16 protein-coding genes are annotated in these 13080 nt (G+C 57.8%); 11 read left to right on the top strand and 5 right to left on the bottom strand.

All coding sequences use genetic code 11. The annotated features are described in order from the left end of the window. From trkA to def, 4 genes are all read right to left on the bottom strand, one after another. The coding region (gene trkA, locus LD28_RS0108320; RefSeq protein WP_033136511.1) for a Trk system potassium transporter TrkA at positions 1-1275 on the bottom strand (1275 nt) is incomplete at its 3' end. A gap of 87 nt (positions 1276-1362) precedes the next feature. Then, positions 1363-2655: a 16S rRNA (cytosine(967)-C(5))-methyltransferase RsmB gene (gene rsmB, locus LD28_RS0108315; RefSeq protein ID WP_033136510.1), complete on the bottom strand. Its 1293-nt coding sequence runs from the start codon at positions 2653-2655 to the stop codon at positions 1363-1365. A 60-nt stretch (positions 2656-2715) separates the two neighbouring features. Beyond that, positions 2716-3660, bottom strand: a complete 945-nt coding sequence (gene fmt / locus LD28_RS0108310) for a methionyl-tRNA formyltransferase (protein WP_033136509.1) — start codon at positions 3658-3660, stop codon at positions 2716-2718. Between the two features lie 12 nt (positions 3661-3672). Then, positions 3673-4185, bottom strand: coding sequence for a peptide deformylase (def, locus tag LD28_RS0108305; RefSeq protein ID WP_033136508.1), 513 nt, complete (start codon positions 4183-4185; stop codon positions 3673-3675). A 108-nt stretch (positions 4186-4293) separates the two neighbouring features. On the opposite strand from def, the gene LD28_RS0108300 reads away from it, so the two are divergent. From LD28_RS0108300 to spfP, 10 genes are all read left to right on the top strand, one after another. Then, on the top strand, positions 4294-5385 hold the full coding sequence (locus tag LD28_RS0108300) for a LysM peptidoglycan-binding domain-containing protein (protein ID WP_033136507.1): 1092 nt from the start codon (positions 4294-4296) through the stop codon (positions 5383-5385). A gap of 1 nt (position 5386) precedes the next feature. Next, entirely contained in the window at positions 5387-6502 is a 1116-nt protein-coding gene (gene dprA / locus LD28_RS0108295) for a DNA-processing protein DprA (RefSeq protein WP_033136506.1), read from the top strand. Then, positions 6495-6968: a DUF494 family protein gene (locus tag LD28_RS0108290; protein ID WP_033136505.1), complete on the top strand. Its 474-nt coding sequence runs from the start codon at positions 6495-6497 to the stop codon at positions 6966-6968. Before dprA ends, LD28_RS0108290 begins: the two co-directional genes overlap by 8 nt. 55 nt (positions 6969-7023) lie before the next feature. Beyond that, positions 7024-7581 (top strand): DNA topoisomerase family protein, encoded by a 558-nt coding sequence (locus LD28_RS0108285; RefSeq protein ID WP_005339702.1) that lies wholly within the window; start codon positions 7024-7026, stop codon positions 7579-7581. Between the two features lie 74 nt (positions 7582-7655). Then, positions 7656-8159 (top strand): 5-(carboxyamino)imidazole ribonucleotide mutase, encoded by a 504-nt coding sequence (gene purE / locus LD28_RS0108280; RefSeq protein ID WP_033136504.1) that lies wholly within the window; start codon positions 7656-7658, stop codon positions 8157-8159. A 135-nt stretch (positions 8160-8294) separates the two neighbouring features. Beyond that, positions 8295-8855: an L-threonylcarbamoyladenylate synthase type 1 TsaC gene (tsaC, locus tag LD28_RS0108275; RefSeq protein WP_033136503.1), complete on the top strand. Its 561-nt coding sequence runs from the start codon at positions 8295-8297 to the stop codon at positions 8853-8855. A 112-nt stretch (positions 8856-8967) separates the two neighbouring features. After that, entirely contained in the window at positions 8968-9876 is a 909-nt protein-coding gene (gene hemF / locus LD28_RS0108270; protein ID WP_033136502.1) for an oxygen-dependent coproporphyrinogen oxidase, read from the top strand. A gap of 103 nt (positions 9877-9979) precedes the next feature. Continuing rightward, complete coding sequence (gene aroE, locus LD28_RS0108265) at positions 9980-10801, top strand: shikimate dehydrogenase (protein WP_033136501.1); 822 nt, start codon at positions 9980-9982, stop codon at positions 10799-10801. Further along, positions 10798-11058, top strand: a complete 261-nt coding sequence (locus LD28_RS0108260; RefSeq protein ID WP_033136500.1) for a DUF1488 family protein — start codon at positions 10798-10800, stop codon at positions 11056-11058. The genes aroE and LD28_RS0108260 overlap by 4 nt, the downstream gene beginning before the upstream one ends. Before the next feature lie 165 nt (positions 11059-11223). After that, complete coding sequence (gene spfP / locus LD28_RS24035; protein ID WP_479321926.1) at positions 11224-11349, top strand: small protein SpfP; 126 nt, start codon at positions 11224-11226, stop codon at positions 11347-11349. Between the two features lie 485 nt (positions 11350-11834). On the opposite strand, the gene yihA is transcribed toward spfP, so the two are convergent. Then, entirely contained in the window at positions 11835-12491 is a 657-nt protein-coding gene (gene yihA, locus LD28_RS0108255) for a ribosome biogenesis GTP-binding protein YihA/YsxC (protein ID WP_033136499.1), read from the bottom strand. Between the two features lie 142 nt (positions 12492-12633). On the opposite strand from yihA, the gene LD28_RS0108250 reads away from it, so the two are divergent. After that, positions 12634-13080 (top strand): c-type cytochrome (locus LD28_RS0108250; protein ID WP_033136498.1); only part of this gene is annotated, 447 nt, incomplete at its 3' end.

The following is a 13080-nucleotide window of genomic DNA, read 5'->3' as shown; positions in this document are numbered from 1 at the left end:
GCGATTATGGGCGATCAGCACCTCATCCCCGCGCACCACGGCACCGATGGTAGTGCCTGGCGGCAGTTTGAGTTCACCTACCGTTTTACCGACCACCTTGGAGGTGTTCTCATCGCCATGGGCGATCGCCTCGATCGCCTCTGCGGCACCGCGGCGCAGGCTGTAGACGTTGGCGATATCGGCCCGGCGCACGTGAGTCAGCAGGGCCGAGATGGTGGTCTGCTGGGGCGAAATGGCGATATCGATGGAGCCACCCTGTACCAGATCCACGTAGGCGCCGCGCTGGATCAGCACCATGGTCTTCTTGGCGCCCATCTTCTTGGCGAGCAGCGCCGACATGATGTTGGCCTCATCCTCGTTGGTGACGGCGATGAAGACGTCGATCTGGTCGATGTGCTCCTCGGCCAGCAGCTCCTGATCCGATGCGTCGCCGCAGAAGACGATGGTATTTTCCAGCAGCTCGGAGAGTTGCTCCGCCCGCTTCTGGTTGCGCTCGATAAGCTTGACGCTGTAGCGCTTCTCCAGCTGACGGGCGAGACCGGCGCCGATGTTGCCGCCACCGACGATCATGATGCGGCGATAGGGGCTCTCGAGGCGCTGCAGCTCCGACATCACGGCGCGGATATGGCCCGCGGCGGCGACGAAGAACACCTCGTCATCCGCTTCGATGATGGTGGTGCCTTGCGGGCGGATCGGGCGGCCCTGACGGAAGATGGCCGCGACCCGGGTCTCGATGTTGGGCATGTGCTCGCGCAGGGTGGAGAGGGCGTTGCCCACCAGCGGGCCGCCGTAGTATGCCTTGACCGCCACCAGACCGACACGACCACCTGCAAAATCAACCACTTGCAGGGCACCCGGATACTCGATCAGGCGACGCACATAGTCGGTCACCAGCTGTTCCGGTGCGATCAGGTGATCCACCGGCACCGATTCCGGCAGGAACAGGCGATCCCGCTCGGTCAGATAGGCTGGTGAACGGATCCGCGCCACCTTGTTGGGGGTGTTGAACAGGGAGTAGGCCACCTGACAGGCGATCATGTTGGTCTCGTCACTGTTGGTGACCGCGACCAGCATGTCGGCATCCTGAGCTCCCGCTTCGCGCAGCACCTTGGGGTGGGCGCCGTGGCCGTTAACCACCCGCAGGTCAAACTTGTCCTGCAACTCGCGCAGGCGTTCGCTGTCGGTATCGACGATGGTGATGTCGTTGTTCTCCCCGGCCAGGTTCTCGGCCAGGGTGCCGCCGACCTGGCCGGCTCCCAAAATGATGATTTTCATAGGGAACGTCTACTCACGTTGAGGCTGTAAAGGGGAGCGCCAGAACGGAGCTGGCGGCTCTCCCGAATGAGGTTGGTCATGCCCGGCTCAGAGCTTGACCAGTTTGGCGTAGTAGAAGCCATCCATCTCGGCTTCACCCGGCAGGAACTGGCGACCCGGGCAGTCCGGGGTGTCCTGTTCGTGCAATGGCACCAATTTGGCATCTTTGGTCGCGGCAAGGAAGGCGCGGATCTGTTCACGGTTCTCTTCCGGCAGGACGGAGCAGGTGGCGTAGAGCAGGGTGCCGCCGCTTTTCAGCTTGCCCCAGAGGGCATTGAGAATGCGGCGCTGCAGCTCGGCCAGCTCGCGAATATCCTGATCGCGGCGCAGCCATTTGATGTCGGGGTGGCGGCGGATCACGCCGGTGGCGGAGCAGGGGGCATCCAGCAGAATGCGGTCGAACTGACCCTCTGGCCACCACTGTTCCGGTGCCGCGGCATCGCCGTGGATAACCTTGGCGGTCAGGCCGATGCGGTCCAGGTTCTCCTGCACCCGCTTGAGGCGGTTCTCGTCGGCATCGACGGCGACCACGCCGGCCAGTTTGGGCTGACGCTCCAGCAGGTGGGCGGTCTTGCCGCCGGGAGCGGCGCAGGCATCCAGCACCCACTCGCCCGGTTGCGGGTCGAGCAGGGCGGCAGCCTGTTGTGCTGCACCATCCTGTACCGAGCAGTCACCCACTTCGAAACCGGGCAGCTTGGTCACATCGCAAGGACGCTCCAGCAGGATGCAATCCTCGCCCTCTTCACCGGCCACGGCATTGATGCCGACGTCGGCCATGCGAGCCAGCATGGCATCGCGGCTCTGGCGCTGGCTGTTGTTGCGGATCCACATGGGAGGGCGCTGGTTGTTCGCCTCCATGATGAATTCCCACTCATCGTGATAGGCCTGACGCAGGCGCTTGGTGAGCCACTCCGGATGACCGAGGCGAATGCTGGGAACGCGGTCGATACGCAGCAGAATGACTTCGGCGCTGCGCTGGAAGTTGCGCAGCACGCCGTTGATGAGGCCACGCAGGGAGGTGCCCTTGAGCAGTTTGACTGCGTTGACGGTCTCGGCCACCGCGGCGTGAGCCGGAATGCGGGTGTAGATGAGCTGATAGAGACCGACCAAAATCAGATAGTGGAAAATGCGGCTCTTGTTCTTGAGCGGCTTGTCCATCATCTCGTTGACTGCCGCATCGAGGCGGGGCAGCCAGCGCAGGGTGCCGTAGCAGAGTTCTTGCAGGAGCGCGCGATCGCGAGGCGCAACCTTCTCCTGGGCAGCAGGCAGAACAGCGGAGAGGGATTGACCCTGATCCAGCACCTGTTGAATAACGAGAGCGGCCTGTGCACGTGTTTTCATAGAGTTACCTTAGATGCGCAAGTCGGGGCCTGGGCCCCGCTTGTGTCAATTCAATCCAGTTCAATTCAATTGCGTGCCGGGTTCAAACCAGTCGCGGCGAGAGTTGAGCAGATCCGAAACGGACATGGCCTTCTTGCCGGGCGGTTGCAGGGTCAGCAGGCGCAGTACCCCTTTGCCGGTGGCGATATCGATCCCCTGCTTGTCGGCCTTGAGCAGGGTGCCGACGGGTTGGCCGTGGTCACTGTCCACCACTGCGGCTTGCCACACCTTGATGGTCTGGTCAGCCACTTCAAACCAGCTGATGGGCCAGGGGTTGAACGAGCGGATGCAGCGTTCGATGGCAACAGCCTCCATCGACCAGTCGATGCGGGCCTCCTCTTTGGAGAGCTTTTCGGCGTAGTTGGCCAGCGCATCATCTTGTGCCTCGGCAGCGGTTTCACCGGCGGCCATGGCATTGATGGTGTCGACCAGCGCCTGTGGGCCCAGCTCGGCCAGCTTGTCATAGAGGCTGGCGGAGGTCTCGTCGGCAGCGATGGGGCAGCTCACCTTGCGGATCATGGCGCCGGTATCCAGCCCCACATCCATCTGCATGATGGTGACGCCGGTTTCGCTATCGCCCGCCCAGATGGAGCGCTGGATCGGGGCCGCGCCGCGCCAGCGGGGCAGCAGGGAGCCATGGACGTTGATGCAGCCCAGACGCGGGGTATCGAGTACCACTTTGGGCAGGATCAGGCCGTAGGCCACCACCACCATCAGGTCGGCGCCAAGGGCTGCCAGCTCGGCCTGGGCTTCTTCTTTGCGCAGGGAGGCGGGCTGATAAACCGGCAGATTGTGGGTCAGGGCCAGCTCTTTGACCGGGCTGGCAGTGAGCTTCTGACCACGGCCTGCGGGCTTGTCAGGCTGGGTATAAACGGCAACGACCTCGTGGTCGGAAGACAACAACGCCGCCAGGTGACGGGCGGCGAAGTCGGGAGTACCGGCAAAAATCAGTTTCAGCTTATTCAATGGAGCAGATCCTCAGAGGGCTTTGCGATCTTCACGTGCCATCTTTTCCAGCTTCTGGCGAATGCGCTGGCGCTTGAGTGGGGACAAGTAATCCACAAACAGTTTACCGACCAGATGATCCATCTCATGCTGGATGCAGATAGCGAGCAGATCATCCGCTGCCAGCTCGAATGGCTTGCCATTGCGATCCAGCGCCCGGACCTTGAGCTGCTCGGCGCGTGGCACCAGTGCACGGTGCTCGGGGACGGAGAGGCAACCCTCTTCGATGCCGGTGCTGCCGCTCTGCTCGATGATCTCCGGATTGATCAATACCAGAGGATCTTCACGGTTTTCAGAGACATCGATCACTATGATGCGCTGGTGAATGTCAACCTGAGTCGCGGCCAGGCCAATGCCTTCCTCCGCGTACATGGTTTCGAACATATCATCTACAATGTGTTGTAACTCGGGTGTAAAGGTCTCGACAGGGGCTGCGACAGTGCGCAGGCGTTCATCGGGAAAACGCAATACATCTAGAATGGCCATAGTTTTTTCTTTAGTTTCGTATAAATGCAGTCAATATTGGCGTAATTCTAGTCATTTACGCCGACAAAAAACAGCAACACTTTGCGTGCAGAAGTAACAGGGAGTGTTATGTATCTGAAGCAAACTATCATCGCCTGCCTGCTGGTGACCGTGAGCCAGGCAGCACTGGCCGATCAGCTGAGGCTGAAAGCGGGTTACCCCGAGAGTTACGTAGTGCAAAAAGGCGACACCCTGTGGGATATCTCCGGCAAGTACTTGGCTGAACCCTGGCTCTGGCCTCGCCTCTGGAACATCAATCCGCAAATAGCCAACCCTCACTGGATCTATCCCGGTGATGTGCTGCATCTGAGCTGGGTCAATGGTGAGCCTCGCCTTGGCAAGGAGATGCAGGGGGGCAAGCAAGTCATTCGCCTGAGCCCGAAAAACCGGTATGAGAACAAAGCCAACCCGATTCCGACTCTGCCTATCAGCGAGATTGGCCCCTTTTTGCAAACCGACCATATTCTGGCCGATAGTCAGCAGCAGAAAACCCTGCCCTACCTGCTAGGCTCCGACGAGAAACATATCGGCATGCTGGAGGGGGATACCCTCTATGTACAGGGGGCGTTGACGCCCGGTCAGATGTACGGTGTTTACCACCCCGGAGTGGTATACAAAGATCGCGTTACGGGAGAGCGCCTTGGTCAGGAGGCAGTGCTGGCCGGTATTGTCCGTGCGGTGGCTCGGCTTGATGGGGATCGCACTGAAGTCACCCTGACTCACAACCAGCGCGAAGTGCTGCAGGGCGACAAGGTGATGCCGCTGCCCGCTCAGGAGAACATGCCCGCCGTCTTCACGCCGAAGGCGGCTCCTGCGATCGCGCCGGGCTATATCATCGATTTGCCGAACAAGACTCGCGGTGGTGGCAAGTTTGATGTGGTACTGATTAACAAGGGGGCTCGGGATCTGCTCTCCCCGGGGGATGTGCTGGATGTCAGGCGGCCCGGCGCTGCACTGGTTACCAAGAATGGTACAGTGCAGTACAAAGAGCTTTCTTCGGTCTACAACAAGGTGTTTTACAGCAGCAATCGCAAGGCCCCATTGCCATCCGAAGCGATTGCCCGCGTCATGTTGTTCAAGGTGTATGACAAGGTGAGTTATGGTCTCATCATGCAGAGCAAGGACATGGTGAGTTCGGGTTATCAGGTCACTCACTTCTGACGTGAACTACTCCGACGAGCGTCTGGCGCTCTGGTTAACCTTTGATGCGGTCACCGGTATCGGTCCGGTGACCGCAGCCCGCCTGCTGGCGCGGGTTGGGGGAAGCATTGAGGCCCTGTTCCAGAGCGATGAAGCACAGCTGCATGGCATGGGGCTATCGTCAGAGCAGATCAAGCAGCTGCGCTGGCCCTCGCCGGTTGTTGATCAGAGCCTGGCTTGGGCTGCTTTGCCTGGCAACGTCCTTATTCCGCAAGATCACCCGATTTATCCCCCCTTGTTGCAGGAAATCCCCGCAGCCCCTTTATTGCTCTATTGTCGTGGCGATCTTGCTGCGCTGTCTCTGCCCCAGTTGGCGATGGTGGGTACACGCCATCCCACCTATGCAGGCAAAGATAATGCGTCCCGTCTCTGTAGCGAGCTGGTTGGGTGCGGGTTAGCCATCACCTCCGGCCTTGCGCTCGGCATTGATGGTGTCTGTCATCAGCAGGCGCTGGCTACCGGCGGCATTACTCTCGCCGTGCTGGGCTCGGGTCTCGACAGCCTCTACCCTAAACGTCATCAGGGGCTGGCAGGCCAGATTCTGGAGAATGGTGGTTTGCTTATCTCCGAGCTGGCGCCAGATAAAGGGCCGCTGGCTGAACATTTTCCTCGTCGCAACCGTATTATCAGTGGTCTGTCGCTGGGAACCCTGGTGGTGGAGGCGACCGAGCAGAGCGGTTCGCTGATCACCGCCCGCTATGCGCTGGAGCAGGGGCGCGAAGTGTTTGCGGTACCCGGCGCCCCGCAAAATGCCCAGGCGATAGGGTGTAACAGATTAATTCAGCAGGGGGCCAAACTTGTGCTGAGTGCGGCCGATATAGTGGAAGAGCTGTCAGAGTGGGCGGGTTGGCCTCACCAGCCGGTCGCGCCATCTGAGAAACCGCATAATAGCGAATTGCCTTATGCCGATTTGTTGGATAACGTAGATTATGAGACCACGAGCGTGGATACCGTTGCCGAGCGGGCCCAGCTTCCTGTCGAAGTGGTATTGGGCAGGTTGGTAGAGCTGGAGCTGGCCGGTGCTGTGATGGCGGTAGCCGGTGGATACGTCAGAGCGAGGAGGGCGAATCATGTTTGATGTATTGATGTACCTTTTCGAGACCTACATCCACAGCGATGCAGATGTGATGGTCGAGCAGGATGAGCTCACCGACGAGTTGAGCCGGGCCGGTTTCGATAAAGAAGAGATCGACAAGGCACTCGACTGGCTGGAGCGGCTGGCCAATCTGCACGATAGCGAGCGGGAGGTCTATGTTACCGCCAGCGCGCAAGGCTCGATGCGTATCTATGCCCCGCAAGAGCTGGCTCGCCTGGGCACCGAGTGCCGCGGTTTCCTGCTCTTTCTGGAACAGGCCCAGGTGCTGAATGCCGAAACCCGCGAGATCTGTATCGAGCGCCTGCTCGAGTTGGACAAGCCGGATATCGAGCTGGATGACCTGAAGTGGGTTGTCATGATGGTGCTGTTCAACGTACCGGGCAGTGAAAATGCCTACCAGCAGATGGAAGAGCTGGTGTTTGACGAGTCAGACGGCGTCATTCACTGACAGTCCGGTGCCGCGCTGGTAGAATTCAGGCCATCTGGATTTCAAGGCGCGGCCCATGTCAAAAATCGATCATCATCTCTTTTCAGCCCACGAACATGCCTTCGAGCGCGAGCCGTGCCCGCAGTGCGGGGCCGAGCTGGTGATCCGCCAGGGCAAACATGGCCCCTTTCTCGGCTGTTCTGCCTATCCCGCCTGCGATTACATCCGTTCTCTGACGCCATCCGGCCGCGATATCGAAAAGGTGCTCGAAGGCTCTGCCTGTCCCGATTGCGGAGAGCCGCTGGCGATCAAGAAGGGGCGTTACGGTCTGTTTGTCGGTTGCACCCAGTATCCGGCCTGCCAGCATATCGAATCCCTGCAGGAGAGCGACGATACCCAGATCCTCTGCCCCGAGTGCGGCAAGGGTCATCTGGTGAGCCGAACCTCCCGCTACGGCAAGCAGTTTTACTCCTGTGATGGCTACCCCCATTGTAAATATGTGGTGAACGACAAGCCGATCCCCATGCCCTGTCCCGCGTGTGGCTGGGGCATCATGGTCGAGAAAAAAGTGAGGGGAACTCTGCGTTGGGTCTGTCCGCAAAAGAAATGCGGCCACCAAAGTGAGCAGGTATAATCCCGCCGCCGCAACCAGATTGAAACGTTTTCGGCGAACTTCAACCCCCCACTTGGAGTAAGGAAATTCCCACCATGAATAAACCCTTTGTTGCTGTATTGATGGGCTCTGATTCTGATTTCCCTGTGATGCAGACCACCCTTGAGGTGCTCAAGTCATTTGATATCACTGTGGAAGTCAAAGTCACCTCCGCGCACCGCACGCCGGCTGCGACCCATCAGTATGTGACCGATGCCGAGGCCCGTGGCTGCAAGGTCTTTATCTGTGCTGCCGGTCTGGCGGCGCATCTGGCAGGTGCCGTAGCTGGTATCACGACTCGTCCCGTGATCGGGGTGCCTATCGATGGTGGCCCGCTCAAGGGGCTCGATGCACTGCTCTCCACTGTGCAGATGCCGGGTGGCGTACCGGTGGCGACCGTGGCGATCGGCAAAGCCGGTGCCAAGAACGCAGGTTATCTGGCAGCCCAGATGCTGGCAGTAGCTGATGATGAACTGGCGGCCAAGGTTCGGGCCGAACGCCAGAAGAATGCCGAAGAGGTGATGGCCAAGGATGCCGCCCTGCAGGCTCAACTCAAGTAAGTGAACGGGTGGCGATCCGGATGTGTCGTATTTTCCTGTGCTACAGCAACAACGTCACTTCGCCATGATCGCCGCCATATCGGTTCAACTTGCTTCTAAGTGATGAGGCGGCAGCGTGGCTGCCGCATTTTTCCTATGCCAAATGAATTTGAACAGGCGGTTGCTGCTCTCCAACAGGAAGGGGTGATTGCTTATGCGACCGAGGCCGTGTTTGGTCTGGGGTGTGATCCCGACTCCGAAGTTGCGGTGCAGCGACTGCTGGCCATCAAACTGCGTCCGGTGGAGAAGGGGTTGATCCTGATTGCTGCTGACCTGGCGCAATTGCAGGATTACATCGATCTGAGCCAGCTTAGCGGTGAGCAGCTGGCTCGGGTTGAAGCCAGCTGGCCCGGCCCCTTTACCTGGATCATGCCTGCCCGAGCGACGACGCCGGCCTGGCTGACCGGGCAGTTCGAGACCCTGGCGGTGCGCGTGACGGCTCATCCTCAGGTGCAGGCGTTGTGCCGCGCCTTTGGCAAGCCGCTGGTCTCTACCAGCGCCAACCTGACCGGTGAGGAGCCTGCCCGTCGGGTGGCCGATATCGGTGAGCTGCTGGCAAGCAAGCTGGCCTATATCCTGCCCGGTGAAGTGGGTGGTCAAGCCAATCCATCCGAGATCAAGGACGCCCGTACCGGCGCCATTATTCGCCCCTCCTGAGCGGGCGTATGCGTTATGATTTGCCATCAATCCGCTGAGCGGTGAGCTCACCGGATTGATTCAACTATAAAAATGGACAGGGCGTTCACGATCCTGCCTGACTGGAGACAAGATGAGCAAACCGGATGTGGCCCAGGTCAAGGCCTTCCTGTTGCAGTTGCAGGACGAGATCTGCCGTGGTCTGGAGCAGGCCGACGGCGGTGGACACTTTGTGGAAGATGCTTGGAGCCGTGAAGGCGGTGGTGGCGGTCGTACCCGCGTGCTGCGCCACGGCGCGGTGATCGAGCAGGGGGGCGTCAACTTCTCCCATGTCTATGGCGATGCCATGCCTGCCTCTGCTACAGCCCATCGGCCCGAGTTGGCCGGTCGCAAGTACGAGGCGATGGGCGTGTCGCTGGTGATCCATCCGCACAACCCCTATGTGCCGACCAGCCACGCCAACGTCCGTTTCTTCATTGCCGAGAAAAAGGGCGAAGAGCCCATTTGGTGGTTTGGCGGTGGCTTCGATTTGACCCCTTTCTATCCGTTTGCCGAGGATGTGCAGCACTGGCATAAGGTCTCCCGTGATCTCTGCCAGCCCTTTGGTGATGAGATCTACCCCGAGTTCAAATCCTGGTGCGATCGCTACTTCTTCCTCAAGCACCGCAACGAAACACGGGGGGTGGGTGGTCTCTTCTTCGACGATCTGAATCGCTGGCCTTTTGCCGACTGCTTCGCCTTTATGCAGGCGGTAGGTCTGGGTTATCTCGAGGCCTACCTGCCGATCATCGAACGACGCAAGGCACTATCCTATGGCGAGCGGGAACGGGAGTTCCAGCTCTATCGCCGTGGTCGCTATGTGGAATTCAATCTGGTGTATGACCGGGGCACCCTGTTCGGGCTGCAGACCGGCGGACGTACCGAGTCGATCCTGATGTCGATGCCACCGTTGGCTCGCTGGGAGTATGACTGGCAGCCGGAAGCGGGCACTCCTGAAGCCTTGCTCTACAGCGATTACCTCACGCCACGAGAGTGGCTGTGAACCGAGGGGCCATGATGGCCCCTTTTTGCTGGCCGATATTCGGCTTGTTCCTGAGAGCGAAAACCCGTTAAATCGGAATATTGCCCTCTGATGGAACTCTTTGATGGATCGTTATCTGGTTTTTGGCCACCCGGTGCGCCACAGCAAGTCCCCCTTCATTCACACCCTGTTTGCCAGACAAACCCAGCAAGAGCTGGAGTATGGGCTGGCTGAACCCGCCGTCGACGAGTTTGCCCAAGCTCTGCGGGCCTTCTTTGCCCAAGGGGGCAAGGGCTGCAATGTTACCGTGCCCTTCAAGGAGCTGGCATTCACTCTGGTCGATCGGTTGAGCCCGAGGGCCAAGCGCGCGGGCGCGGTCAACACCATCAAACTGACCGATGATGGCGTGTTGCTGGGGGATAATACCGATGGCGCCGGGCTGGTTGCCGATCTCAAGTCCCATGGCGTGACGCTGGCAGATAGCCGGATCCTGCTGCTGGGCGCCGGTGGCGCGGCTCGCGGTGCATTGGCACCGCTGCTGGCCGAGCAGCCGAGCGAGCTGGTGATTGCCAACCGCACTCACGCAAAAGCACAGCAGCTGGCTGCCGAGTTTCACGATCTGGGGCCTGTGACCGCCCAGACTTATGAGCAGCTGGCAGGACCGTTCGATCTCATCATCAACTCTACTTCTGCCAGCCTGCAAGGGGAGCTGCCGCCGCTAGCACCCGACCTGATCCACGCCGATATTGCCATCTACGACATGATGTATGGCGCATCGGATACGGCGTTTATCAGTTGGGCCAAGCGACATGGGGCCCGTCAAACCATGGATGGACTCGGCATGCTGGTGGAGCAGGCCGCCGAAGCCTTTACCGTGTGGCGCGGCATCCGTCCCGGGACTAAACAGGTATTGAGAGAGTTGAAACGTAATCTGGGGATCCTATGAACCAAAGCATTTTGTTTCCCGACCTGATGGAGTGGCAGGCTGACGAACAGCGGGTGCGTTTTCCCGCCCAGCAGATGGGGGCGCTGATAGATTGTTACATCAGTCAGCGGCGACTGGAGAGAATGACCGGTCTGGTGCTGACGCGGGAGGATGACATCGTCAGAGCCTTCGAAAGCGTGCGTTTTGATATCGAAGAGTTAGCTGAAAAACTCATTGAAGAACAAGAGTTTGCCGAAGATGGTGCTATCTATCTCTGATTTTTCAAAGTTTTTTTGTTTTGTAGCGGAACTTCTCTGAAATGGCGCTGACTAACTAGATAGTTGAGGAAGTGCTAGCTAGTCACCTTTATAACTCCCCGGTATTCGTACTGGGGATTTTTTTATCTGCATGAAAGTAAAGAACTTTTTCTTAAGCAATAAGTTATGAAACTAAATTACATAAATTACTTTCACTTTTTGCTGCTTTGCTGTACAGTTATCTGCGTAGGGTACAGAGGTAAGATGTTCTATCTTTCAGACCTTTTATTTCACGTAATTGAATGTGGCTGAATAGCTGCCCCGATGAGGTTCTCGTCGGGGTGTTTTTTTATGTGCGCCATTTAGAGTAAATGCTTTAAATTCGTGATGCATTTGATAGAATGAGGCTGCTTCTTGAGGAATACCTGTCGTCTGGTACTCAAGATTCAGCTTCTTCCCAATTTTTTGAACTTATTCTTTCAGGCTGGATGGCATAACTGTCGTCCGGCCTCATTTTTATCCCTTTCGGCTAAGTTATGTAATTAAATTTCATTTTTGTCTCTTTTTGTAATTCTGGTTCGTTTTGAAAGAATGGATTTGAAAACGCTATCAACGTCTTCCAAAGTTAATTCCTACTATGAATTAACGATCTATCTATATGAACTGTAAGCGGTAATGGATATGACTGGGGAGGCGAATGCGGGGTGTTTGTCGTGATGCAGGTGAAAGTGGCAATCTGAAACCCTTTCAATCAGCGGAGGAGTGCTCCGCCAATTGCAAGGAAAGCGAGGAGTGGATTACTCCTCGACAGGTTGCTGTTCATCAGCGTCCAGCAGGTCGGTATCGTCACCACTGACGTACCAGTCGGTCAGGGTTTGAGCCAGCTTTTCCACACCGATATTGGTGAGGGAGGAGAACGCCTCAACCTGGATCTGGGAACCGAGGTTGGCAACGGCCTGGCGCACCTTGATCACCTGGTTGTTGCGCGGGCCGGGGCTCAGTTTGTCAGCCTTGGTCAGCAGCAGCATGACGGGCAATTGACGGTGTGAGCTCCACTCCAGCATGTTCATGTCGGTATCTTTGAGCGGGTGGCGGATGTCCATCAGGATCACCAGACCTTTCAATGACTCACGGCGCTGCAGATACTCTGCCAGTGACTTTTGCCACTTGAGCTTCATTTCCAGCGGAACTTGCGCATAACCATAACCCGGCAAGTCGACCAGACGCTTGCCCGGCTCCAGCTCAAACAGGTTGATCAGCTGGGTGCGACCGGGAGTCTTACTGGTACGCGCCAGGTTCTTGTGTTTGGTTAAGGTGTTCAATGCAGATGACTTACCGGCGTTGGAACGGCCGGCAAACGCGATCTCGACACCCCCATCATTTGGCAGGTGACGGATGTCGGGTGCGCTGGTCACAAAATGCACCTTATTGAAATTCAGAGTTTGTGTATCCAACGTAAATTCCCCATGGAGATAGAGGGTTATAGAGTTACTTTTTTGTAAAATGGTGTAAAATAGCGTCGCTTAAACGCGTTTATTTTAACATGCCTTCAGCGGCATGGGATCTGGAAGCCTAATAACGAAAAGTTGGAACGCCATGAAGAACCTAGTCATTACTCTTGCTCTGATGGTTGGCGTAACGGGGATGGCACAAGCCAAGGGCGATGCCGCTGCGGGACAGACCAAGGCTGCCGTTTGTGCGGCTTGTCATGGACCGGACGGAAACAGCCTGGTTGATATGTACCCCAAAATTGCTGGTCAGCACGCATCATATATCAAAAAGCAGTTAGTTGAACTGAAGGCTGCCGCTTCTGGTCAAATTGGCCGGGTTGCGCCAGTGATGGGGCCGATGGCGTTACCTTTGTCGGAACAGGACATGGATGACCTGGCGGCTTATTTCTCCAGCCAGAAAGTGACTCCGGTCGCAGTGCCTGACGAGGCCGTAGCTGCTGGCAAAGCGATCTATATGGGTGGTGATATCAGCCGTGGGTTGCCTGCCTGTACTGCGTGTCATGGCCCTCGTGGCTCAGGTGTAGAGCAGGCC

The sequence above is a fragment of the Aeromonas finlandensis genome, from assembly GCF_000764645.1.
GTDB classification, from domain to species: Bacteria; Pseudomonadota; Gammaproteobacteria; order Enterobacterales; family Aeromonadaceae; genus Aeromonas; species Aeromonas finlandensis.
This window is presented reverse-complemented; position numbering and strand designations above follow the sequence as displayed.

Coding starts and splice junctions, on each gene's coding strand:
- aroE (WP_033136501.1), top strand. CDS start 9,980: ATGGATCGTTATCTGGTTTTTGGCCACCCGGTGCGCCACAGCAAGTCC.
- spfP (WP_479321926.1), top strand. CDS start 11,224: ATGAAACTAAATTACATAAATTACTTTCACTTTTTGCTGCTTTGCTGT.
- tsaC (WP_033136503.1), top strand. CDS start 8,295: ATGCCAAATGAATTTGAACAGGCGGTTGCTGCTCTCCAACAGGAAGGG.
- LD28_RS0108290 (WP_033136505.1), top strand. CDS start 6,495: ATGTTTGATGTATTGATGTACCTTTTCGAGACCTACATCCACAGCGAT.
- def (WP_033136508.1), bottom strand. CDS start 4,185: ATGGCCATTCTAGATGTATTGCGTTTTCCCGATGAACGCCTGCGCACT.
- rsmB (WP_033136510.1), bottom strand. CDS start 2,655: ATGAAAACACGTGCACAGGCCGCTCTCGTTATTCAACAGGTGCTGGAT.
- hemF (WP_033136502.1), top strand. CDS start 8,968: ATGAGCAAACCGGATGTGGCCCAGGTCAAGGCCTTCCTGTTGCAGTTG.
- LD28_RS0108285 (WP_005339702.1), top strand. CDS start 7,024: ATGTCAAAAATCGATCATCATCTCTTTTCAGCCCACGAACATGCCTTC.
- purE (WP_033136504.1), top strand. CDS start 7,656: ATGAATAAACCCTTTGTTGCTGTATTGATGGGCTCTGATTCTGATTTC.
- LD28_RS0108260 (WP_033136500.1), top strand. CDS start 10,798: ATGAACCAAAGCATTTTGTTTCCCGACCTGATGGAGTGGCAGGCTGAC.
- LD28_RS0108300 (WP_033136507.1), top strand. CDS start 4,294: ATGTATCTGAAGCAAACTATCATCGCCTGCCTGCTGGTGACCGTGAGC.